At 57.0% G+C, this 22580-nt stretch carries 17 protein-coding genes and 1 pseudogene; 9 read left to right on the top strand and 9 right to left on the bottom strand.

Translation table 11 applies throughout. The features are described from left to right. Positions 1 to 54 precede the first annotated feature (54 nt). Entirely contained in the window at positions 55 to 1998 is a 1944-nt protein-coding gene (gene cpdB / locus KB890_RS11880) for a 2',3'-cyclic-nucleotide 2'-phosphodiesterase (protein ID WP_020324902.1), read from the bottom strand. A 191-nt stretch (positions 1999 to 2189) separates the two neighbouring features. Between cpdB and cysQ the strand changes: the two genes are divergently transcribed. Then, positions 2190 to 2933 (top strand): 3'(2'),5'-bisphosphate nucleotidase CysQ, encoded by a 744-nt coding sequence (cysQ, locus tag KB890_RS11875; protein ID WP_002886705.1) that lies wholly within the window; start codon positions 2190 to 2192, stop codon positions 2931 to 2933. On the opposite strand, the gene KB890_RS11870 is transcribed toward cysQ, so the two are convergent. Continuing rightward, entirely contained in the window at positions 2923 to 3480 is a 558-nt protein-coding gene (locus KB890_RS11870) for a YtfJ family protein (RefSeq protein WP_002886706.1), read from the bottom strand. The two genes, cysQ and KB890_RS11870, sit on opposite strands and share 11 nt — an antisense overlap. A 323-nt stretch (positions 3481 to 3803) precedes the next feature. Here KB890_RS11870 and KB890_RS11865 point away from each other — a divergent pair, with 323 nt between their 5' ends. Further along, positions 3804 to 4010, top strand: a complete 207-nt coding sequence (locus tag KB890_RS11865) for a DUF1107 domain-containing protein (RefSeq protein WP_002886707.1) — start codon at positions 3804 to 3806, stop codon at positions 4008 to 4010. 61 nt (positions 4011 to 4071) lie between these two features. On the opposite strand, the gene araC is transcribed toward KB890_RS11865, so the two are convergent. The 5 genes from araC to msrA all read right to left on the bottom strand — a co-directional run bounded on the left by araC (position 4072) and on the right by msrA (position 10593). Continuing rightward, a complete protein-coding gene (gene araC / locus KB890_RS11860) occupies positions 4072 to 4944 on the bottom strand; it encodes an arabinose operon transcriptional regulator AraC (protein ID WP_004178353.1) in 873 nt (290 codons plus the stop codon). 30 nt (positions 4945 to 4974) lie between these two features. After that, positions 4975 to 6984 carry a beta-galactosidase gene (locus tag KB890_RS11855; RefSeq protein WP_004210661.1) on the bottom strand — a complete coding sequence of 670 codons (2010 nt, stop codon included), beginning with the start codon at positions 6982 to 6984 and terminating at the stop codon, positions 4975 to 4977. Positions 6985 to 7002: 18 nt separating this feature from the next. Further along, complete coding sequence (locus KB890_RS11850) at positions 7003 to 8235, bottom strand: oligosaccharide MFS transporter (RefSeq protein WP_020324899.1); 1233 nt, start codon at positions 8233 to 8235, stop codon at positions 7003 to 7005. 201 nt (positions 8236 to 8436) lie between these two features. Next, positions 8437 to 9774: a polyamine export protein PaeA gene (locus KB890_RS11845; protein WP_002886718.1), complete on the bottom strand. Its 1338-nt coding sequence runs from the start codon at positions 9772 to 9774 to the stop codon at positions 8437 to 8439. Positions 9775 to 9954: 180 nt separating this feature from the next. Beyond that, on the bottom strand, positions 9955 to 10593 hold the full coding sequence (msrA, locus tag KB890_RS11840; RefSeq protein ID WP_002886721.1) for a peptide-methionine (S)-S-oxide reductase MsrA: 639 nt from the start codon (positions 10591 to 10593) through the stop codon (positions 9955 to 9957). A gap of 208 nt (positions 10594 to 10801) precedes the next feature. Here msrA and tamA point away from each other — a divergent pair, with 208 nt between their 5' ends. From tamA to KB890_RS11825, 3 genes are read left to right on the top strand one after another with little or no spacing between them, the layout of a single operon-like run. Next, entirely contained in the window at positions 10802 to 12535 is a 1734-nt protein-coding gene (tamA, locus tag KB890_RS11835) for an autotransporter assembly complex protein TamA (protein WP_002886722.1), read from the top strand. Further along, on the top strand, positions 12532 to 16308 hold the full coding sequence (gene tamB / locus KB890_RS11830) for an autotransporter assembly complex protein TamB (protein ID WP_020324898.1): 3777 nt from the start codon (positions 12532 to 12534) through the stop codon (positions 16306 to 16308). The genes tamA and tamB overlap by 4 nt, the downstream gene beginning before the upstream one ends. Before the next feature lie 2 nt (positions 16309 to 16310). Next, a complete protein-coding gene (locus KB890_RS11825; RefSeq protein ID WP_002886724.1) occupies positions 16311 to 16655 on the top strand; it encodes a gamma-glutamylcyclotransferase family protein in 345 nt (114 codons plus the stop codon). Between the two features lie 122 nt (positions 16656 to 16777). Here the strand turns inward: KB890_RS11825 and KB890_RS11820 are convergent. Together KB890_RS11820 and ppa are read right to left on the bottom strand one after the other, a co-directional pair. Next, positions 16778 to 16960 (bottom strand): annotated as a pseudogene (locus KB890_RS11820) (hypothetical protein); the annotation flags it as partial. Between the two features lie 74 nt (positions 16961 to 17034). Next, positions 17035 to 17565: an inorganic diphosphatase gene (ppa, locus tag KB890_RS11815; RefSeq protein WP_002886766.1), complete on the bottom strand. Its 531-nt coding sequence runs from the start codon at positions 17563 to 17565 to the stop codon at positions 17035 to 17037. Between the two features lie 403 nt (positions 17566 to 17968). Here ppa and ytfQ point away from each other — a divergent pair, with 403 nt between their 5' ends. The 4 genes from ytfQ to yjfF all read left to right on the top strand — a co-directional run bounded on the left by ytfQ (position 17969) and on the right by yjfF (position 22572). After that, positions 17969 to 18925 (top strand): galactofuranose ABC transporter, galactofuranose-binding protein YtfQ, encoded by a 957-nt coding sequence (ytfQ, locus tag KB890_RS11810; protein WP_002886769.1) that lies wholly within the window; start codon positions 17969 to 17971, stop codon positions 18923 to 18925. A 123-nt stretch (positions 18926 to 19048) separates the two neighbouring features. Continuing rightward, on the top strand, positions 19049 to 20551 hold the full coding sequence (gene ytfR / locus KB890_RS11805; protein ID WP_004177669.1) for a galactofuranose ABC transporter, ATP-binding protein YtfR: 1503 nt from the start codon (positions 19049 to 19051) through the stop codon (positions 20549 to 20551). Between the two features lie 10 nt (positions 20552 to 20561). Continuing rightward, on the top strand, positions 20562 to 21587 hold the full coding sequence (gene ytfT / locus KB890_RS11800; protein WP_004177668.1) for a galactofuranose ABC transporter, ATP-binding protein YtfT: 1026 nt from the start codon (positions 20562 to 20564) through the stop codon (positions 21585 to 21587). Then, complete coding sequence (gene yjfF / locus KB890_RS11795) at positions 21574 to 22572, top strand: galactofuranose ABC transporter, permease protein YjfF (protein WP_004178367.1); 999 nt, start codon at positions 21574 to 21576, stop codon at positions 22570 to 22572. Before ytfT ends, yjfF begins: the two co-directional genes overlap by 14 nt. The last annotated feature ends 8 nt before the right edge of the window (positions 22573 to 22580 follow it).

The raw sequence follows: 22580 nt of genomic DNA, 5'->3' as shown, positions 1-22580 counted from the left end.
AAATGTATCACTCCCTGTAGCCCCGGTAAGCGCAACGCCACCGGGGAACAGGCATTACTTGCTCAAATCCAGCTGATAAATGGCGAAGCCGATATCATCGGTGGCCACCTGGCGCATTGGATACTGCGCTTTCTCTTTGATAAACGCCGCGGCTTTGTCGCCAGGCGAGGTCTCAAAACGAATATCCAACGGCGTGTTGCTGTGGATCGGCGCCAGACGCCAGTTGTTATCCGCCGCCGGATGGATCGCGCCTTCCTTCTTCGATTGCGCGCCAATCCACGCCGCCAGCACCGAACGGTTTTCATCCGGTGAGGCGAAGGCGATATGGCTCTCACCGGTGCCGGCGAATTTGCCGCCGTAAGCGCGATAGTTATTGGTCGCGACCAGGAAAGTAGCCTGCGGATCAACCGGTTTTCCATTGAAGGTCAGGTGCTTAATACGCTCTGCCTGCGGATGGATCATCTGACATTCGCCGTCGTAGCGGGCCGGCTGAGTGACGTCGATCTGGTAGTTCACCCCGTCAATGACGTCGAAGTTGTAGGTGCGGAAGCCGTCCCAGTTGATCAGCGACTGCGGCTTGCTGCTGGCGGGATCGATCTGGTTAAACTGTCCTGCAGAGCATTCCAGCCACTCCTTAACCTCTTTCCCGCTGACCTTCATCACCACCAGGGTGTTGGGGTAGAGATAGAGGTCGGCGGCATTGCGGAAGGTGAGCTGGCCTTTCTCCACTTCGACAAAGCTCGCCGGATCGTTTTTACGCCCGCCGACTTTAAACGGCGCGGCGGCGGAGAGCACCGGCAGCTTCGCCAGATCCGGGTCGCCCTGAATATAGTGTTCTACGTAGGCTTTCTGCGCCATGTTGACCACCTGCACCGTCGGGTCGTCCTGCACCAGCGCCAGATAGCTGTACATGTTGTCGGCGGACTTGCCGATCGGCTTGCTGACGAATTCGCGAGTGGCGTCATGATCGGCTTTCAGCACCGCCACCAGCTTGGCATCTTCGGCCGCCAGTGATTTCTTCGCCACCGCGTCATAGATTGGCCGCGCTTCCGCTTTACTCTGAGTTACCTGCCATTTACCGCTGTCGTTATTTAGCACCAGATCGACCACCCCGAGATGATCGCCCCACATTCCCGGCATCACCGCCGGTACGCCGTTTAGCGTCCCTTTGGCGATATCCGCGCCTTTGATGTTGGCGAAGTCTTTACCTGGGAACACCGCGTGGGCATGGCCGAACATAATGGCGTCCACCCCGGGCACCTGGCTTAAGTAGTAAACCGAATTCTCGGCCATCGCCTGATACGGGTCGGCGGAGAGGCCGGAGTGAGCGACCACTACCACCACATCAGCCCCTTTCGCCCGCATCTCCGGGATATATTTGCGCGCGGTTTCGGTAATGTCATTGACCGTCACCTTGCCGTTAAGATTGGCTTTATCCCAGGTCATGATCTGCGGCGGCACAAAGCCGATATAGCCGATGCGCAGGGTGTGGATTTGACCGTCGCTGTCCATGACCCGGGTATCCTGGATCAGGTACGGCGTAAACATCGGTTTGCCGGTTTTGGCATCGATGATATTGGCGTTCACGTAGGGGAACTTCGCCCCGGCCAGCGCCTTGTGCAGGAAGTCGAGACCGTAATTGAACTCATGGTTGGCCAGGTTGCCGACGGCGTAATTCAGGGTGTTCATCGCCTTATATACCGGATGTACATCGCCCTCTTTGAGCCCTTTTGCCGCCATATAGTCGCCTAACGGGCTCCCCTGGATCACATCCCCGTTATCCACCAGCACGCTGTTTTTAACTTCTGCTCGCGCCTGTTCGATCAGGGTGGCGGTACGCACCAGGCCGAATTTCTCCGTGGCGGCATCTTTGTAATAGTCGAAGTCCATCATATTGCTGTGCAGATCGGTGGTTTCCATGATCCGCAGGTCGACCGTCGCGGCGTTGACGCTGGCGGCGATCAGCGTGGCCAGGAGCGTTGCGCTAAACTTAATCATCAGAGGCGTCCTTTTTTATGAGCGATAGCACAGAAGAAAATGTATTTATATTCTGTTGCTTACAGAAATGTGAATCTTGCCAGAAAAGCGGGCAGAGAAACCGCCATCGTTATCACAGATAGCGGAACTCGCGGTGATGCGATATAAATAAAACAACGAGTTAACGCCACTGTAACCAGACGAGGTGGAGAATGTTAGAACAAGTATGTCAGCTTGCACGGAATGCGGGCGATGCCATCATGGAAGTCTACGATGGAAACCAGCCGATCAACGTCGCCAGCAAGAAAGATGATTCTCCGGTCACGGCGGCGGATATCGCAGCGCATAAAGTCATTGTCAGCGGCCTGCAGGCGCTGGATCCGGATACCCCGATCCTCTCCGAGGAGGACCCGCCGTCCTGGGAAGTGCGCCAGCACTGGCAGCGCTACTGGTTGGTCGACCCGCTGGACGGCACCAAAGAGTTTATTAAGCGTAACGGCGAATTCACCGTCAATATCGCGCTGATTGAAAACGGCAAGCCGACGCTGGGCGTTGTCTATGCGCCGGTGATGAAGGTGATGTACAGCGCGCAAAATGGCAAAGCCTGGAAAGAAGAGTGCGGCGTACGCAAGCAGATCCAGGTCCGCGATGCCCGTCCGCCGCTGGTGGTAATTAGCCGCTCCCATAGCAACGATCCGGAGCTGCAGGAGTATCTTGAGCAACTTGGCGAACACCAGACCACCTCAATCGGTTCGTCGCTGAAATTCTGCCTGGTGGCGGAAGGTCAGGCCCAGCTCTATCCGCGCTTCGGGCCGACCAGCACCTGGGACACCGCCGCCGGCCATGCGGTCGCGGTGGCCGCCGGGGCGCATGTTCACGACTGGCAGGGGAAAACCCTCGACTACACGCCGCGTGAATCCTTCCTTAACCCCGGCTTCCGGGTCTCTATTTATTAAGCAATTTATGCAGCAGGTCGATCACCTGCTGCACCTCTTGTTGGGTGAGGGCGCCGTCTTTAGCCCACTGCACACGCCCGTTCTTATCCAGCACCACGATCGCTGAGCTCTTCTCGTCCAGCTGCCAGGCTTTCCGCACCAGGCCATTGCTGTCGACGATAAATTGCGACCATGGGAAGAGCTTTTTATTACTTTCAATGCTGTTACGTACAAACATCCCGGTGCCCGGGATGGCGTCGTCAGTGTTTACAATGGTGGTGGTCTGATAGCGATCGTGCGGGAAGCCCGCCGCTTTAATCGCCTCGATCAGGTTGGCATTCTTCTCTTTTGCTGACGAGCGACCGGCGATGTGCTGGACCACGCGCACTTTTCCCGCCAGCTGGGCGCTATTCCAGTTTTTATAGCTAAACTTATCCTTATCCAGAATAAGCTCTCCCCGATCCGCGACGCCAACGGGCGCCACGCGCTGGCCGTCGACGAAGTTATGCGCTGTGGCCAGCAGCGGGAGAAGCAGTAACGAGGCGGCCAGTATGCTACGTAGGGTCATGCGCAATCCTTAATCATTTTTATGCAGGTGATCCGACCACTTGGTCTCGTTTAATCATAAGTGCGATTGACGGTGATTACCCGCAATGAGGATGCCAGTTTGCGTGTTGACGCACAAATTAGTCGTAAAACGGCGACTTATACTTACTTCATCGTATGTCTGAAACGAAAATTCTGAATTATTGTCATCAAAGGGTAAATAAACTTATACATACTGGGTCCCTCTGAGATTCTGGACTATAGTTTTAGGGCATTAAAATTTGCGCTCCCAAGACGTGGGCTAACTGTGGCACCACAAGAGCGTAACCCTGGCAGGAGAGAAGAATGAAAATTTTCCAACGCTACAATCCGCTGCAAGTGGCGAAGTACGTGAAGATCCTGTTTCGTGGACGGTTGTACATCAAGGACGTTGGCGCATTTGAATTTGATAAGGGCAAAATCCTTATCCCGAAGGTCAAGGACAAGCTGCATCTGTCAGTGATGTCCGAAGTCAATCGTCAGGTGTTGCGTCTGCAAACTGAGATGGCATAACCTGGCACGTAGCAGTACGTAGTAGGTAAAAGACGGCTCCCGATGGGAGCCGTTGATGTTTTTAGCCCTTCATTTCCGCATAGCGTTTGCGATATTCGCCCGGCGGGATGCCGTTATGTTTACGAAACAAGCGGGTGAAATAGACCGGATCGCTGTAGCCCACCGATAAAGCAATTTTGTTAAGTGGGAGCGAAGTGCTCTGAATAAGCCACCTGGCGCGGTTGATGCGCTGCGTTTCCCGCCACGCATAGACCGTTTGCCCCAGTTCATTTTTGAAAAGGTGCGCCAGACGTGAAGGGGAGATAAACACCATCGCCGCCAGAGTCTCGATTTTTACCTCCTGTGCAATATGGGCGTTAAGATAGTCGCAGATGGCGTTAATCCGTGGGTCGTGGGCATGGCGGTTGCTAATGGGCTGCTGCTGAAAACAGCGGAGAATTAATCTCTCCAGCGCGTTCATTGCCAGCGCTTCTGACAGCGGTACGGACGCAGAGTGGTGGCGTATCACTTCGTAGAACAGATCGCGCAGTTGCTGGAGCTGGTCGGGATCGTTAATGGTTGTTTTGCCGATACCGTGGGTGGTTTGGTCCCACTTCAGCCAGTCTATCCAGTAGGGGCGGGGGATAAAGTAGATCCACAGATGGTCCCAGTACTCGCTGTGTTCGTCCCTGCCGTAATGATGGGGCACGCCGGGAGGAAACAGCAACAGATCGTTTTCCCGGCACAGCAGGAAGCCATCGCCCGCTTTCGCCCGCGCCTGGCCGCGCAGGGTCAGATTAATGATGTAACCTTTCATCCCCTGCGGGCGATTAATGTAGTAGTCCAGCGTGGAGCCGCGGGTAATCGGCGTGAAGCCTGCGACGACCCAGGCATTGAAGGTAAAGGTCTTCATCAATGGCGAGAAATTGAGTAGCTCATTGATATCCAGTTCCATTCTCTCTTCCACCTGAGCGCCGCCGCGTCGTTAGCTTTCGATGATAGTAAATTCCCAGGCCCTGAGGCGCAACGGCTGGCCGACGTATACTGTCTCCCCGCTCAGCAGCGCGGTACCCAGGGTCTCGCTGACAACATCCATCGCCTCGCCGGAGTAATTGAACAGGAAGTGGATATTATTTCCGGCGCGGTTACGCATCTTTTTAACCACTAACGGATAGCGATAGGCGGAAGTTCGCGAGTTCAGCGTGAGATCCGCCGTCAGGACATCAAACAGCTGGCTAATCAGGCCCTTCTGCGGCAGAAAGCCAACGTACAGGGCGCGACCCTGACCGTAATCCGCCTCCGTTGCGGCGGCGTATTCGCCCCATGCCGGGTGCTGATAGCGCAGCAGGGTGCGGGTCCCGTCATCGGGCGTCAGTAATTCCATCCACAGCTCAGCCTGATTGTCATTGCGGCAATCAATCTCTGCGCAGCAAGAGCTTACCGTCGTCTCTTCCGGCAGGGTGAACTGGCTGTAGCTGACGCCGCAGCTCTGGCGCAAAACCCCCGGCTGCGCGCTGCTGCGCACCTTGACGTTTTCATCGCTAAAGCCTGATTTAAAGCCGATCAGCGCTCTACCGCCCCGGGCGATATAGTCGTTAATCCGCGTTAGCAGGCCCTCATCGGCGGCGTACAGACCAGGAACGATCAGCACCCGGTAGCGCGAGGTTTCCTCGTTCACATCGTGGATGATGTCGAGGCTGATATTGTGGTCATACAGCGCATCGTGGAAGCGGCGGAAGATATCGTTATAAATGTTGCCCCTGGCGTCGCCGGGAAGGAAGTGATTGAGAGCGTCCATCGCCTCATTACTTATTAGCAACGCGACGTCATTTTCGGCCTTCAGCTCCGCCAGCTGCGGGGACAGTCGGGCGAAATCGGCGCCGATGGTGGTAGCTTCCTGCCAGGTTGGGTTGCGCGAGAAGTCGTGGCTGAGCAGCCCCTTCCAGTAGGTTTCAAAGGCGTTATGAATCGAATGCCAGTGCCAGTAGGAGACCATGGCGGCGCCGGAGGCGATATGGCTGAATGCCTGCAGGCGTAGCTGGCCAGGGAAGGGGGTCCACTGGGCGAAACCCTGAGCCTGGGTTTCCAGCACGAAGTAGTTCTGGCCCGGCTTAAGCGAGCGGGTGATGGCGCCGCCAAAGGCGATTTCCCGTCCGGTCAGGTGTGCCTGACTCGGGTGATAGATATCGACGCCGGCGATATCCAGCGCCTGCGCCGCCGCAAAATGGTCGACCCGCGGCTGCACGCCGTAAGAGTAACCGCGCCATTCGAAATCGAAGTTGTGGGTGACGAACTGGTGCGGCTGGGCGTATTCCCGAACGATGGCCGCCTGCCAGGCCAGATACTCGGTGACCTGCTGACGCTGATAGCGGGAGAAGGCGCAGGCGAGGCTGGCGTTGATGGTGTTTTCCACCGGCGGAAAATCCTGCCAGCGGTCAATGCGGTTGCTCCAGTAATCCAGGCCGAAATCGTGATTCAGCTGCCGGAGGTCAGGATATTTCTCCTGCAGGCTGCGCACGAAGCCCTCCTGCATATAGCGGCCAATATTGTCGTAATGCTTGGTTTCGTTATCCAGTTGCCAGCCGATAATCGCCGGATGGTGTTGCACATGGGCCATCAGCGTGCGGATAATTTTTTCGGCATAGCGGCGAAAGGTCGGGTTGACGATATCCATGATCTGCCGCGGACCATATTTTTGCTGCCCCGCGACGGTGGTGACCAGAATATCGGGATGTTTCGCCGCCAGCCAGGCCGGGACTGCGTAGGTGGGCGTCCCGACGATGACCGCAATGCCGGCCTCATGCATCGCCTCCAGCACCCGGTCGATATGGTAGAAATTATACTGGCCCTCTTCAGGCTCCAGCGTACTCCAGGTGGACTCGGCAATACGCACCACGTTAATGCCGGTTTCGCGCATTAAGGCGATATCCTTAGCCAGCCGATCTTCCGGCATATATTCATCGTAATACGCCACGCCATAAAATAAATGAGACATACACACTACCTCCTGACATTAATTCGCGGGCACCGGTTGTGAAGAGAAGACACGCGCTTTATCCAGCGTAATAAAAGAAATAAGCGTGAAGCACAGAGCGATACCGCCGAGTACGATATAGCTACTGGTAAAGCCCATGCTCTGGTACATATGGCCGATACCGGTCGAGAGAAAAATAGAGCTAAAGCTTTTCGAAAATTGGAAGCCAATTAAGTAAACGGTCGCTGACAGCAGAGGGTTAAAGTTAGCGGTAATATATTTTAGCGCCGCGACGAGGAGCACCGAGCTTTCAAAGCCGTGGAGGAGTTTAATCAGGCTGATGGATACCGGGCCAATAGCCCATGCGGAGCCGATAATGCGCAAGCTCATAATCAGCCCGCAGTATAACAGCGCATTTTTCGGGCCGATTTTATTCACAAACCATGGCGCAAAGAACATCACGATGGCATCAAGGAAAATTTGACCCGTGGTTAAATAACCGAAGACTTCTGCACCCCGGGCTTTACTCTCAAAGAAATGGCTGTAATAGATAGCGAACTGCTGGTCATAGGTTTCATAGACCGCCCCGACGCCAATGACATAGAGGGCGAAGAACCAGAATTTTTTAATTTTTAACAGCGAGACGGCATCGCGGAGGGTAACCGGCGAGGCTTTGCCAGGCAGCAATCCCTGCTGAGGGTGGGCGCTGATCTGCATTTTCCAGACAATGACCAGCAGGCAGACGCCTGCGCCGCTGGCCAACCAGAAAATCATATTCTGATCAATGCCGTAGAGTTTTCCTGCCGCAAAGGTGCCGATTGCGGCGCCGATGCCGCCGAACATCCGCGCCCGGCCAAATTCGAAGCCGGAGGCGCGGCTGACTTTATCAATGTAGGCTTCGCAAACCCCGCAGCCTGCGCCGTAGGCCATGCCAATATAAAGGCCGCCAGCCAGCGCGCCGAGGAACACATTTATTTTTAACAGGGGAGCAAAGACATAAATCCAGTAAGGGGCGAATAACGTGATAATAATCGCCAGCATCCACATCAGATTCTTACGATACACCAGTTTATCGGAGATGAAGCCGAATAATGGCTGAACGCAGACGGCGACAATGGCGGTGAAAGAATAAACCAGGCCGACGTCTGTGTAGTTAATACCGATGGTTTCCGTCAACCACAGGGATAAATAAGGGTAGCAGCATCCCCAACCTATAAAGAAGAACAGGAAAAACAGACAGCTGATAAAGTAATTTTTATTTGACGTTATCATGGTAACCCTCGCTTCCTTTATTCAGGAATATGATCGTGTTGATGCGAGCAACGTTACCTTTTTGCGCGTCGGGGAGTCATGAACGTTTCGCTATCGAGCAGGAGTAATCTGCTATCGGCAGAGGGGCGTGAGCCGCTTCACATTCGAGCCATAAAAAAGGGCGGATGGTCATCCGCCCTTAGGAGAGAGAAAAGATTACGCTCAGGCGTTCTGGCTTTCCGCCGTTTCCGCCTGCTTCGGCACCAGCACCGTTGGCTTGTTATCGATGCGGGTCACCAGCAGCTGGTCGATACGGTAGTTATCGATATCCACGACCTCAAACTTATAGCCGGAGAACTTCACCGCGTCGGTGCGTTTGGGGATTTTACGCAGCATAAACATCATAAAGCCGCCGATGGTCTCGTAATTCCCGGACTGCGGGAACTCGTCGATATCCAGCACGCGCATCACGTCATCAATCGGCGTACCGCCATCGATCAGCCACGAGTTTTCATCGCGGGCGACAATCTGCTCTTCCAGCCCCTGGCCGACGAGGTCGCCCATCAGGGTGGTCATTACGTCGTTGAGAGTGATGATCCCGACCACCAGCGCGTATTCATTCATGATCACCGCGAAGTCTTCCCCGGCGGTTTTGAAGCTTTCCAGCGCTTCCGACAGGGTCAGGGTGTCCGGCACGATCAACGTGTTGCGGATCTGTACGCCGCCGGTCAGCACTAGGCTCTGGTTCGCCAGCACGCGGTTCAGCAGATCTTTTGAATCGACGTAACCGATAATGTGGTCGATATCTTCATTACAGACGAGGAACTTCGAGTGCGGATGTTCGGCCACTTTATTCTTCAGGCTCTGCTCGTCTTCGTGCAAATCAAACCAAATGACGCTTTCACGCGGGGTCATGGAGGAAGGAACGGTGCGGGACTCCAGCTCGAACACGTTCTCAATTAGCTCATGCTCCTGCTTGCGCAGCACCCCGGCCAGCGCGCCGGCCTCGACCACGGCATAGATATCATCGGAAGTGATATCGTCTTTCCGCACCATCGGCAGTTTGAAGATGCGGAAGATCATGTTGGCCATGCCGTTAAACAACCACACCAGCGGGCGGAAGACTAACAGGCAGAAGCGCATCGGGTTGATGATGCGCAGGGCCACTGTTTCGGGCGCAATCATACCGATGCGTTTCGGAGTCAGGTCAGCAAACAGGATGAACAAGCTGGTGACCAGGGTAAAAGAGATGATGAAGCTCAGCTGCTCGGAGAGCTCCGGCGACAAATACCCGCTGAGCAGGCTATGAAACGCCGGTGAGAAAGCCGCGTCGCCCACAATACCGCCAAGAATGGCGACGGCGTTGAGGCCAATCTGCACGACGGTAAAGAAGGTGCCCGGGTTCTCCTGCATCTTCAGCACCCGCTGTGCGTTGACGTTGCCTTCATCGGCCAGCAGTTTCAGTTTGATTTTACGTGAGGCTGCCAGTGAAATTTCCGATATCGAAAAAAACGCACTGACGGCTATCAGACAGAGTATTACTAAAATACTGTTTAACATATCTTTTCTGACCGTTGAGGCCAGATCCTCGGAAGGGAAGTTGATAACTCAAATGTGGAATACATAAAAAACCGGTCCGAAGGCGCTGGACCGGCTGTCACACTGGCTAGTATAGCGTAAGGGAATGTAAAGCCGCCAGAGCGTTCATTGACCGCCTCGCTGTTGAGGCGGAAATCAGAATTACGCTTGAGGCGGCAGGCAGACGCCAATGCCGCCGATGCCGCAATAGCCGTGCGGGTTTTTATACAGATACTGCTGGTGATCGTCCTCGGCATAGTAGAACGGTTTGGCGGTGGCGATCTCGGTGGTGATGTGACGGGTATCGTGCGCGTCGTTCATCGCCGCCTGGAAGCGCGCGAGGCTGGCCTTTGCCGCCTCCGTCTGTTCCGGGGTCAGCGGGTAAATCGCCGAGCGGTACTGGGTGCCGTGGTCGTTACCCTGCCGCATACCCTGCGCCGGGTCGTGATTTTCCCAGAACACCTGCAATAACTGCTCATAGCTAATCACCTGCGGATCATAAACCACGCGTACCGCTTCCGCGTGACCGGTCTGGCCGCTGCATACTTCGCGATAGGTCGGATTGGGCGTATAGCCGCCAGTGTAACCTGCGGCGGTGCTGTAGACCCCCGGCAATTGCCAGAACAGGCGCTCAACTCCCCAGAAGCAGCCCATGGCGAACAGCGCCACTTCCATCCCCGCCGGGACGTTGGTCATCGAGTGGCCGTTAACTGCGTGGAGCGTCGCCACTGGCATGGGGGTATTGCGTCCAGGCAGCGCATCCGCCTGGGCGACAAGATGCGTTTTATCAAATAGACTCACGGTTGGCCTCTCAATACAGAAATCGTCGTTAAGGTTGTAACGAAGCGTGTCTTTTAACACAATAAATACGCGTAATACGTCTAGATTAATACATAAGAATTATTTGGGTTATTGCCACTTTTTCAACCCTATGTTGTTAGGGTTTTGTTAAGCCGTGGAGCGGCGCCAGTGTTTCCTGTAGAGGAAACAGGGATATTCAGGAGAAAATGTGCTAAAAATCCGCCAGTTATGTGTCACCAGCCTTTTGCTGGTCAGCGGGGTCGCCAGCGCAGCGAATGTGCGTTTGCAGGTTGAGGGATTATCCGGGGAGCTGGAGAAAAACGTTCGCGCCCAGCTTTCCACCATCCAGAGCGATGAAGTCACGCCGGATCGTCGCTTTCGCGCGCGCGTCGATGACGCCATTCGCGAAGGTCTGAAAGCGCTGGGTTATTACGAGCCGACGATTGAATTTGATTTGCGTCCGCCGCCGAAAAGGGGACGTCAGGTGCTGATCGCCAAAGTGACCCCGGGAGAACCGGTGCGCATTGGCGGAACCGAGGTGATTCTGCGCGGCGGCGCCCGCACCGATAGCGACTACCTGGCTCTGCTGAAAACGCGCCCGGCCATCGGGACGGTGCTCAACCACGGGGATTACGACGGCTTCAAGAGCTCGCTGACCCGCGTCGCCCTGCGCAAAGGCTACTTTGACAGCGAGTTTCTTAAGAGCCAGCTCGGGGTCTCCCTCGACCGTCATCAGGCGTTCTGGGATATCGATTACGACAGCGGCGAACGCTATCGCTTTGGCCACGTCACTTTCTCTGGCTCGCAAATCCGCGATGAATACCTGCAAAACCTCGTGCCGTTTAAAGAGGGCGACTACTACACCTCGCAGGACCTGGCCGAGCTAAACCGCCGCCTGGCGGCGACCGGCTGGTTCAGTTCGGTGGTGGTGGCGCCTGATTTTGCTAAGTCGCGGAAAACCAAGGTGCTGCCTCTGCAGGGCGTTGTCTCGCCTCGCAAAGAGAACACCGTGGAAACCGGGGTCGGCTATTCCACAGACGTCGGTCCGCGGGTGAAAGCCACGTGGAAAAAACCATGGGTCAACTCGTATGGCCACAGCCTGACCTCCAGCGTCAGCCTCTCCGCCCCGGAGCAGCAGTTCGACTTTACCTACAAAGTCCCACTGCTGAAGAGCCCCCTTGAACAGTATTATCTGATGCAGGGCGGTTTTAAGCGTACCGACCTCAATGATACCCAGGCCGACTCTACCACCCTGGGTGTCTCGCGTTTCTGGGAGATGTCGAGCGGCTGGCAGCGAGCTATTAACCTGCGCTGGAGCCTGGATCACTTTACCCAGGCGAACGTCACCAACACCACCATGCTGATTTATCCTGGGGTCTCGGTGAACCGCACTCGCTCCCGCGGCGGCCTGATGCCTACCTGGGGCGATTCCCAGCGCTACTCGGTGGATTACTCCAACACCATGTGGGGCTCGGACATCAACTTCATCGTGATGCAGGCCCAGGACGTCTGGATCCGTACCCTCTATGACCGCCACCGCTTTGTGGTGCGCGGCAACCTTGGCTGGATCGAAGCGGACAACTTTGACAAGGTGCCGCCAGATCTGCGCTTTTTCGCCGGGGGCGACCGCAGTATTCGCGGCTATAAATACAAATCTATCTCGCCGAAGGACGATGACGGCAAGCTGATCGGGGCCTCGAAGCTGGCCACCGGCTCGCTGGAGTATCAGTACAACGTCAGTGGTAAATGGTGGGGCGCCGTGTTTGTCGATAGCGGCGAAGCGGTCAGCGATATTCGCGAGAGCGATTTCAAAACCGGCGCCGGGGTGGGCGTGCGCTGGCAGTCGCCGGTGGGACCGATCAAGCTGGATATCGCCCGGCCGATCGGCGACAAAGAAGAGCATGGTTTACAGTTTTACATCGGTCTGGGGCCTGAATTATGAGTTTATGGAAGAAGATAAGCCTCGGCGTCTTAATCGTGTTGGTGCTCCTGCTGGGCACCGTCGGGTTCCTGGTGGGGACCACCACCGGCTTGCATCTGGTGTTCAAAGCGGCGGATCGCTGGGTACCGGGGCTGGAAATCGGCAAAGTGACCGGTGGCTGGCGTGATTTAACCCTCGATAATGTTCGCTACGAACAGCCCGGGGTGGCGGTGACCGCCGGTCAGTTTCACCTCAGCGTCAGGTTGCGCTGCCTGTGGGACAGCAGCCTGTGCGTAAACGACATCGCGCTGCGCGATATTTATGTCGCCGTCGATACCAAGAAGATGCCGCCCTCAGCGCCGGTCGAGGAAGAGGACAGCGGGCCGCTGAATCTCTCCACTCCTTATCCGATCACCCTCAGCCGCGTCGCGCTGCATAACGTCAACGTCAAAATCGATGATACCGCGGTCTCCGTACGCGACTTTTCCACCGGCCTGAACTGGCAGGAGAAAAATCTGACCCTGACGCCGACCTCGCTGCAGGGGCTGCTGATCGCCCTGCCTAAGGTGGCGAAAGTGGCGCAGGAGCAGGTGGTTGAGCCGAAAATTGACAACCCGCAGCCGCAGGAAAAACCGCTCGGCGAGACGATGACCGACCTCTTCTCGCAGCCGGTGCTGCCGGCGATGACCGATGTCCATCTGCCGCTGAACCTCAATATTCAGGCGTTCCGCGGCGAGCAGCTGCGCCTGACCGGCGATACCGATATCACCGTGTATAACCTGCTGCTGAAAGTCAGCAGTATCGACGGCCAGATGAAGCTCGACGCCCTTGATATCGACTCCGATCAGGGCAAGGTCAGCGCCTCGGGCAGCGCGCAGCTGCAGGATAACTGGCCGGTGGACATTACCCTCGCCGGAACCCTGAACGTCGACCCAATGAAAGGGGAGAAGGTGCAGCTGAAGGTGGGCGGAGAAGTGCGTAAAACGCTCAAAGTCGGAGTGGACTTAAGCGGGCCGGTCGCGGCCACGCTGCGCGCGGATGCGCAGCTGGCGGAGGCCGGGCTGCCGCTCAATATGGAGCTGAAGAGTAAGCAGCTCGCCTGGCCGTTCAACGGCGAGAAGCAGTTCCAGGCCGACGATGTCCAGCTGAAGTTCAGCGGCAAAATGACCGACTATGCGCTGGCCTTCTCCACCGCGGTGAAAGGTCAATCGCTGCCGCCTGCGAAAATCGCCCTCAACGCCAAAGGCAATGAACGGCAGATCAATCTCGACAAGCTGACGGTCAACGCCCTGGAAGGGAAAACCGAGCTGAAGGCGCTGCTTGACTGGCAGCAGGCGATCAGCTGGCGCGGCGAGCTGACCCTCGACGGCATCAACACCGCCAAAGAGGTGCCGGACTGGCCGTCGAAGCTTAACGGCCGGATCAAGACCCAGGGCAGCCTGTACGGCGGCAGCTGGCAGATGTCGGTGCCGGAGCTGAAAATTACCGGCAACGTGAAGCAGAACAAAGTGGATGTGGCGGGCTCGCTGCAGGGTAACAGCTATCTGCAGTGGAAAATCCCGGGACTGCATCTGGCGTTAGGCCCGAACAGCGCTGATATCAAAGGCGAGCTGGGGGTGAAGGATCTTAATCTCGACGCCACCATCGATGCGCCGCACCTGGATAATGCGCTGCCGGGGCTCGGCGGGACGGCGAAGGGCTTGGTAAAAGTACGCGGCACTGTCGATGCACCGCAGCTGCTGGCCGACATCACCGCCCGGGCGCTGCGCTGGCAGGAGCTGACCATCGCCCAGGTCAACGTCAAAGGGGATGTGAAATCCACCGATCAGATTGGCGGTAACCTGGACGTGCGGGTGGATCGCATCAGCCAGCCGGGGGTCAATATCAGCCTGGTGCAGCTCAATGCCAAAGGTACAGAGAAACAGCATGAGCTGCGGCTGCGCGTGCAGGGCGATCCGGTTTCCGGCCAGCTGACGCTGGCAGGCAGCTTCGATCGTCAGGCCGAACGCTGGAAGGGCTCGCTGAGCGATACCCGCTTCCAGACGCCGGTGGGGCCGGTAGCGCTGACGCGCAGCATTGCGCTGGACTATCGCAATCTGGAGCAGAAAATCAGCATTGGGCCACACTGCTGGACCAACCCGAACGCCGAGCTCTGCGTGCCTGAAACCATTGACGCGGGCGCCAGCGGACGGGCGCGGGTGAATCTCAACCGCTTCGATCTGGCGATGCTCAAGCCGTTTATGCCGGAGGCGACCCAGGCCAGCGGCGTGTTTACTGGTAATGCCGATGTGAGCTGGGACACCACCAAAGAGGGACTGCCGCAGGGCAAAGTGACCCTCAGCGGGCGCAACGTCAAGGTGACCCAGGTCGTCAACGACGCGCCGTTGCCGGTGGCGTTCGATACGCTGAACCTCAGCGCCGACCTGCACAACAATCGCGCCGAGCTGGGCTGGCTTATCCGCCTGACCAACAATGGTCAGCTGGATGGGCAGGTGCAGGTTACCGACCCGCAGGGGCGGCGTAATCTCGGCGGCAATGTCAATATCAGCAACTTCTCGCTGGCGATGATCAACCCGATTTTCGCTCGTGGTGAAAAGGCAGAGGGAAGGCTCAACGCCCGTCTGCGTCTGGGCGGCAATGTGAAAAGTCCGCAGCTGTTTGGCCAGATGCAGCTGAGCGGGGTGGATATCGACGGCAACTTTATGCCGTTTGATATGCAGCCGAGCCAGCTGGCGATGAACTTCAACGGCACGCGCTCGACCCTGCAGGGGACGGTGAACACCCGCCAGGGGCAAATCGCCCTCAGCGGTAACGCCGACTGGACGCAGATCGATAACTGGCGGGCGCAAATTGCGGCGAAAGGCAGCCGGGTGCGGATCACGGTGCCGCCGATGGTGCGTCTCGATGTATCGCCGGATGTGGTGTTTACCGCCACGCCAAGCCTGTTCAATCTCGACGGCAAAGTGGATGTGCCCTGGGCGCGGATCGTGGTCAACGAGGTGCCGGAGAGCGCGGTCGGCGTCTCCTCTGATGAAGTGATGCTGGATAAAAACCTCAAGCCGATTAAGCAGCAGAGCGCCAGCATCCCGATCAACAGCAACCTGACCATTCACGTCGGCAACAACGTTCGTCTGGAAGCCTTCGGCCTGAAAGCGCGTCTGACCGGTGATTTGAAAGTGGCGCAGGACAAGCAGGGGCTGGGCCTCAACGGGCAGATTAATATTCCGGACGGCCGTTTCCACGCCTATGGTCAGGACTTGATTGTCCGCAAAGGGGAGCTGCTGTTCTCCGGTCCGCCGGATCAGCCGTTGCTGAATATCGAAGCGATTCGTAACCCGGATGCCACCGAAGACGATGTGATCGCCGGCGTTCGCGTCACCGGCTCCGCCGATCAGCCGAAAGCGGAGATCTTCTCTGATCCGGTTATGTCCCAGCAGGAAGCGCTGTCTTATCTGCTGCGCGGCCAGGGTTTGAGTAGTGGTCAGAGCGATAGCGCCGCGATGACCTCAATGCTTATTGGTATGGGGGTTGCACAAAGTGGTCAGGTTGTGGGTAAAATCGGCGAGACGTTTGGCGTAAGCAACTTGGCGTTGGACACCGAAGGGGTAGGCGATTCTTCCCAGGTGGTGGTCAGCGGCTATGTACTGCCGGGTCTACAGGTAAAATACGGGGTCGGTATCTTCGATTCCCTGGCGACGCTGACTTTACGTTATCGCCTGATGCCTAAGCTATATGTGGAAGCGGTGTCTGGCATCGACCAGGCGCTCGATTTGCTCTATCAGTTTGAGTTTTAGCAATGCGAATATTTGTTTACGGCAGTTTACGACGCAAACAAGGCAACAGCCACTGGATGACCAACGCCCAGTGGCTGGGCGCTCATAGTGTCGACGATTATCAGCTGTACAGCCTGGGCCACTATCCAGGCGCGGTGCCCGGCGAAGGCACAGTACATGGTGAAGTTTATCGTATTGATGCATCGACGCTGGCCGAACTGGATGCGCTGCGCACCAAGGGGGGCGAGTATGCGCGCCACCTGATTCAGACGCCTTACGGCAGCGCATGGATGTATGTCTATCAACGTTCCGTTGAGGGTTGTACGTTGATAGCGAACGGCAACTGGTTGGATCGCGACCAGTATTAACCACGACAGCGCCACCTTCGGGTGGCGTTGTTTTTTCCTGCGCCCACCTTCTTACCAGAGCGGAAGATAATCCTTCACCATCCACTTCACGGAAGCCAGCATCGTCAGCGCGAGCAATAGCTACGGGCGCCAGGATGCAAAGGCTGATTGATCGTCAGGTGGTCAAAAAGCGAGGGGTCGTTAAAATAGCGTTTATCGGTATAAAAGATATGGTCGCCGGCGATAAGACGCAGATACCCCTGTTTTTCACAGGCGGCGGTCGTGAAGCCAGAAAAGTTAAGGGTGAAATAGCGAACGCTTTTCACGGGACACCCTCCATGGTGTTATCGCGGCTATCCGTGCCGCAATCAGGCAGGGGATGACCCTGCCTGAGACAGAATTACTTCTGCTTAGCGCGCTCGAAAGAGGCAACGATTTCGGCTTTCGCCGCTTCCGCGTTGTCCCAACCGTCGACTTTAACCCACTTGCCTTTTTCCAGATCTTTGTAGTGCTCAAAGAAATGAGTGATCTGGGCTTTCAGCAGTTCCGGCAGATCGTTCACATCGTTGATGTGATCGTATTCTTTGCTCAGCTTGGTGTGCGGTACGGCAACCAGTTTCGCATCTTCACCAGATTCGTCGGTCATCTTCAGAACGCCAACCGGACGGCAGCGGATCACGGAGCCCGGCTGCAGCGGGTACGGAGTCGGGACCAGCACGTCAACCGGGTCGCCGTCCAGGGACAGGGTGTGGTTGATGTAGCCGTAGTTGCACGGATAGAACATTGCCGTGGACATGAAACGGTCAACGAACAGTGCACCGCTCTCTTTGTCGACTTCGTATTTGATAGGATCTGCGTTCGCCGGGATTTCGATCACGACGTAGATGTCTTCCGGCAGATCTTTGCCCGCAGGTACGTTGAGTAAGCTCATGTCTGTTTCCTTTAAAATGTATGGCAAACAAGTGCTCGGTATTATAGCCAACTCACATCGAAAGTCTTCGCTTCTTTTTCCCGATATCGCCGCAGAGTGCTCCGAATTTTTCGCGTAATAATGACATGAAAATCCATAAACATAGCCACATCATGAATAAATTTATGTAACCGTTTTCATTGCATGTGATTGATTTATCATACTGCTTAAAAAAACGTCATAAACCGCAACAGCCGCGCTCCCTGCGAAGCCTTATCGGCTCTCCGCTGGGCAGTAGGGCCATCATTAACATCTCATTTACTTTTTTGAAGTGTGATGTAACGCATTCAGTTACATCACCGATTGTCTATAGTTTGTCCGCAGGTGAGACTTTAACCAACAATAACCCTACGAGGATACCCTTATGTGGAAGCGCTTACTTCTTGTCACAGCAGTTTCCGCAGCTATGTCGTCTATGGCGATAGCTGCCCCGCTAACCGTAGGTTTTTCGCAGGTCGGTTCTGAATCCGGCTGGCGTGCGGCGGAAACCAGCGTCGCGAAAGAGGAGGCCGCCAAGCGCGGTATCACCCTGAAGATCGCTGATGGTCAGCAAAAACAGGAAAACCAGATCAAAGCAGTACGTTCCTTTATTGCTCAAGGGGTCGACGCGATCTTCATTGCGCCGGTGGTGGCTACCGGCTGGGAACCGGTGCTGAAAGAGGCGAAAGAGGCCAAGATCCCGGTTTTCCTCCTCGACCGTTCCATTGATGTTAAAGATAAAGATCTCTACATGACCACCGTGACCGCCAACAACGTGCTGGAAGGCCAGCTGATTGGCGACTGGCTGGTGAAAACCGTCGACGGTAAGCCGTGCAACGTCGTTGAACTGCAGGGCACCGTTGGGGCCAGCGTGGCCATCGATCGTAAGAAAGGCTTCGCCGACGCGATTGCCAAAGCGTCGAATATCAAAATTATCCGCTCCCAGTCCGGCGACTTCACCCGCAGTAAAGGGAAAGAGGTCATGGAGAGCTTTATCAAAGCTGAGAATAACGGCAAAAACATCTGCATGGTGTTCGCTCATAACGACGATATGGCCATCGGCGCCATCCAGGCCATTAAAGAAGCTGGCCTGAAGCCGGGCAAAGATATTCTGACCGGCTCCATCGACGGCGTGCCGGATATCTATAAAGCGATGATCGCCGGAGAAGCCAACGCCAGCGTCGAGCTGACGCCAAATATGGCCGGCCCGGCGTTTGATGCGCTGGAGAAATATAAAAAAGACGGCACCCTGCCGGAGAAGCTGACCATCACCAAATCGACGCTGTATCTGCCGGATACGGCGAAAGAAGAGTTAGAGAAGAAGAAAAATATGGGCTACTGAGTGGGGAGCCCCTCATTCCATCCCTCTCCCCGATGGGAGAGGGTAAAAAGCAGCGTTCCAGAAACCCCGGGAAGCCCAGCGCGACCCGGGGTAACCTGACATCATTTGAAGGTGACATCGATTATGAGCGCCGAGGCACACCAGGAGATCCTTCGCACCGAAGGACTTAGTAAATTCTTCCCCGGCGTTAAGGCGCTGGATAACGTCAACTTTAGCCTGCGGCGCGGCGAAATCATGGCCCTGTTGGGCGAAAACGGCGCCGGAAAATCGACGCTGATCAAAGCGCTGACCGGCGTTTACCATGCCGATCGCGGCACTATCTGGCTGGAAGGCCAGGCTATTTCGCCCAAAAATACCGCCCATGCCCAGCAGCTGGGGATCGGCACCGTCTACCAGGAAGTGAACCTGCTGCCCAATATGTCGGTGGCGGATAACCTGTTCATCGGCCGTGAGCCGCGGCGGTTTGGTCTGCTGCGACGTAAAGAGATGGAGGCCAGGGCGACGGCGCTGATGGCCTCCTACGGCTTTTCCCTCGACGTGCGCGAGCCGCTGAACCGCTTTTCGGTGGCGATGCAGCAGATCGTCGCTATCTGTCGGGCCATCGACCTGTCGGCCAAGGTGCTGATCCTCGACGAGCCCACCGCCAGCCTCGATACCCAGGAGGTGGAGATGCTGTTCACCCTGATGCGCCAGCTCAGGGATAACGGCGTCAGCCTGATCTTCGTCACCCATTTTCTCGACCAGGTCTATGCGGTCAGCGACCGCATCACCGTGCTGCGTAACGGCACATTTGTGGGCTGCCGTGAGACCCGCGAGCTGCCGCAGATTGAGCTGGTGAAAATGATGCTGGGTCGCGAACTGGACCACAATGCCCTGCAGCGGGCGGGCCGTACCCTGCTGAGCGATAAACCGGTAGCGGCGTTTGAAGGCTACGGTAAAAAAGGAACCATCGCCCCGTTCGACCTGCAGGTCCGCCCGGGTGAAATTGTAGGCCTCGCCGGCCTGCTGGGTTCCGGACGCACGGAAACCGCCGAGGTGATCTTCGGCATTAAAACGGCGGACAGCGGGAAGGCGTGGATCAAAGGCAAACCTCAGACCTTGCGCTCCCCGCATCAGGCGTCCTGCCTCGGGATCGGCTTCTGTCCGGAGGATCGCAAAACCGACGGCATTATCGCCGCTGCCTCGGTGCGGGAAAATATCGTTCTCGCCCTGCAGGCGCAGCGCGGCTGGCTGCGGCCGATCCCCCGCCGGGAGCAGAATGAGATCGCCGAGCGCTTTATTCGCCAGCTGGGGATCCGTACCCCGAGCGCCGAGCAGCCGATCGAGTTTCTCTCCGGCGGCAACCAGCAGAAGGTGCTGCTCTCCCGCTGGCTGCTGACCAAACCGCAGTTCCTGATCCTCGATGAGCCGACCCGCGGCATCGACGTCGGCGCCCATGCGGAAATTATTCGCCTGATTGAAACCCTCTGCGCCGATGGCCTGGCGCTGCTGGTTATCTCTTCTGAACTGGAGGAGCTGGTGGGTTACGCCGATCGGGTCATTATCCTGCGCGATCGCCGACAGGTGGCGGAGATCCCGCTCGCCGAGCTCTCTGTTCCGGCGATCATGAACGCTATTGCGGCATAAGGAGTAACCCATGATGCCTCGATCTCTTTCGCAAACCGGCCCGGAGAAGCGACGCTTCACCTGGCCGAAGGGCACCCCGCAGATTATTGCCCTGCTGCTGGTTCTGCTGGTAGACAGCCTGGTGGCGCCCCATTTTTATCAGGTGGTGCTCCAGGATGGCCGCCTGTTTGGCAGCCCGATCGATATTCTCAACCGCGCCGCGCCGGTGGCGCTGCTGGCGATTGGCATGACGCTGGTGATCGCCACCGGCGGCATCGACCTGTCGGTAGGGGCGGTGATGGCGATTGCCGGCGCGACGGCCGCCTCGATGACCGTCGCCGGGCACAGCCTGCCGGTGGTGCTGTTGGCCGCGCTGGCCGCGGGCGCGCTGGCCGGATTGTGGAACGGCATCCTCGTGGCGGTCCTTAAGATCCAGCCCTTTGTGGCGACGCTGATCCTGATGGTGGCCGGGCGCGGGGTGGCGCAGTTGATCACCGCCGGGCAGATCGTCACCTTTGATTCCCCGGCCCTGGCGTGGCTCGGCAGCGGATCGTTTCTGCTGTTTCCGACGCCGGTGATCGTCGCCGCCGCTACGCTGCTGCTGTTCTGGCTGTTTACCCGTAAAACGGCGCTGGGCATGTTTATTGAGGCGGTAGGGATCAACATCCGCGCGGCGAAAAACGCCGGCGTCAATACCCGCATCGTGGTGATGCTGGCCTATGTCCTGAGCGGCGTCTGCGCGGCGATCGCCGGGATCATCGTGGCGGCGGACATCCGCGGCGCGGATGCCAATAACGCCGGGCTATGGCTTGAGCTGGACGCCATTCTGGCGGTGGTCATCGGCGGCGCCTCGCTGATGGGCGGGCGCTTTAACCTGCTGCTCTCGGTGGTGGGGGCGCTGATTATCCAGGGAATGAACACCGGGATTTTGCTCTCCGGCTTCCCGCCGGAGCTCAACCAGGTGGTGAAAGCGGTGGTGGTGCTGTGCGTACTGATTGTCCAGTCGCCGCGCTTTATCGGTTTACTGAAAGGGGTACGCGGCCGTGATAAAACGTAATTTACCATTGATGATCACCCTTGCGGTGTTTGTGCTGGGCTACCTCTACTGCCTGACTCAGTTCCCCGGTTTTGCCTCAACGCGGGTGATCTGCAATATCCTGACGGATAATGCCTTCCTCGGGATCATCGCCGTGGGCATGACCTTCGTGATCCTCTCCGGCGGGATCGATCTGTCGGTGGGGTCGGTGATCGCCTTTACCGGCGTCTTCCTCGCCAAAGCGATTGGCTTTTGGGGAATCTCGCCGCTGGTGGCCTTTCCGCTGGTGCTGGTGATGGGCTGCGCCTTCGGCGCGTTTATGGGGCTGCTGATTGACGCCCTGAAGATCCCGGCCTTTATCATCACCCTCGCCGGCATGTTCTTCCTGCGCGGCGTGAGCTATCTGGTGTCAGAGGAGTCGATTCCGATTAACCACCCAGTGTACGACACCCTGTCCGGGCTGGCATGGACCATTCCCGGCGGCGGTCGTCTCAGCGCCATGGGACTGCTGATGCTGCTGGTGGTGGTGGCCGGTATTTTTGTCGCCCATCGCACCCGCTTTGGCAACCAGGTGTATGCCATCGGCGGCAACGCCATGTCGGCGAATCTGATGGGGATTTCGACTCGCAGCGCCACGATCCGTATCTATATGCTCTCCACCGGACTGGCGACGCTGGCCGGGATCGTCTTTTCCATTTATACCCAGGCGGGCTATGCGCTGGCGGGCGTCGGCGTCGAGCTGGATGCGATTGCCTCGGTGGTGATCGGCGGTACGCTGCTAAGCGGTGGCGTCGGTACCGTGCTGGGAACGCTGTTCGGGGTGGCGATCCAGGGGCTGATTCAGACCTACATCAACTTCGACGGTACCCTCAGCTCATGGTGGACGAAAATCGCCATCGGCATTTTGCTGTTTATCTTTATCGCGCTGCAGCGTGGGCTGACCGTGCTGTGGGAAAATCGGCAGAATGCGGCGGTGACGCGGGTGAGCGGGGCGGGGAGTCGCTAAGAAATGCT

This window comes from Klebsiella sp. P1954, from assembly GCF_018199955.1.
Taxonomy (GTDB): Bacteria; Pseudomonadota; Gammaproteobacteria; order Enterobacterales; family Enterobacteriaceae; genus Klebsiella; species Klebsiella pneumoniae.
The sequence above is the reverse complement of the archived record's forward strand: the minus strand, read 5'-3'. Positions and strand labels throughout refer to the sequence as shown.

Excerpts from the sequence above, each read along its gene's own strand:
- araC (WP_004178353.1), bottom strand. The coding sequence starts at position 4,944 with ATGGAACTGGATATCAATGAGCTACTCAATTTCTCGCCATTGATGAAG.
- cysQ (WP_002886705.1), top strand. The coding sequence starts at position 2,190 with ATGTTAGAACAAGTATGTCAGCTTGCACGGAATGCGGGCGATGCCATC.
- KB890_RS11825 (WP_002886724.1), top strand. The coding sequence starts at position 16,311 with ATGCGAATATTTGTTTACGGCAGTTTACGACGCAAACAAGGCAACAGC.
- ytfR (WP_004177669.1), top strand. The coding sequence starts at position 19,049 with ATGAGCGCCGAGGCACACCAGGAGATCCTTCGCACCGAAGGACTTAGT.
- cpdB (WP_020324902.1), bottom strand. The coding sequence starts at position 1,998 with ATGATTAAGTTTAGCGCAACGCTCCTGGCCACGCTGATCGCCGCCAGC.
- ytfQ (WP_002886769.1), top strand. The coding sequence starts at position 17,969 with ATGTGGAAGCGCTTACTTCTTGTCACAGCAGTTTCCGCAGCTATGTCG.
- ytfT (WP_004177668.1), top strand. The coding sequence starts at position 20,562 with ATGATGCCTCGATCTCTTTCGCAAACCGGCCCGGAGAAGCGACGCTTC.
- tamB (WP_020324898.1), top strand. The coding sequence starts at position 12,532 with ATGAGTTTATGGAAGAAGATAAGCCTCGGCGTCTTAATCGTGTTGGTG.
- KB890_RS11850 (WP_020324899.1), bottom strand. The coding sequence starts at position 8,235 with ATGATAACGTCAAATAAAAATTACTTTATCAGCTGTCTGTTTTTCCTG.
- KB890_RS11870 (WP_002886706.1), bottom strand. The coding sequence starts at position 3,480 with ATGACCCTACGTAGCATACTGGCCGCCTCGTTACTGCTTCTCCCGCTG.
- KB890_RS11845 (WP_002886718.1), bottom strand. The coding sequence starts at position 9,774 with ATGTTAAACAGTATTTTAGTAATACTCTGTCTGATAGCCGTCAGTGCG.
- KB890_RS11855 (WP_004210661.1), bottom strand. The coding sequence starts at position 6,984 with ATGTCTCATTTATTTTATGGCGTGGCGTATTACGATGAATATATGCCG.
- ppa (WP_002886766.1), bottom strand. The coding sequence starts at position 17,565 with ATGAGCTTACTCAACGTACCTGCGGGCAAAGATCTGCCGGAAGACATC.
- KB890_RS11865 (WP_002886707.1), top strand. The coding sequence starts at position 3,804 with ATGAAAATTTTCCAACGCTACAATCCGCTGCAAGTGGCGAAGTACGTG.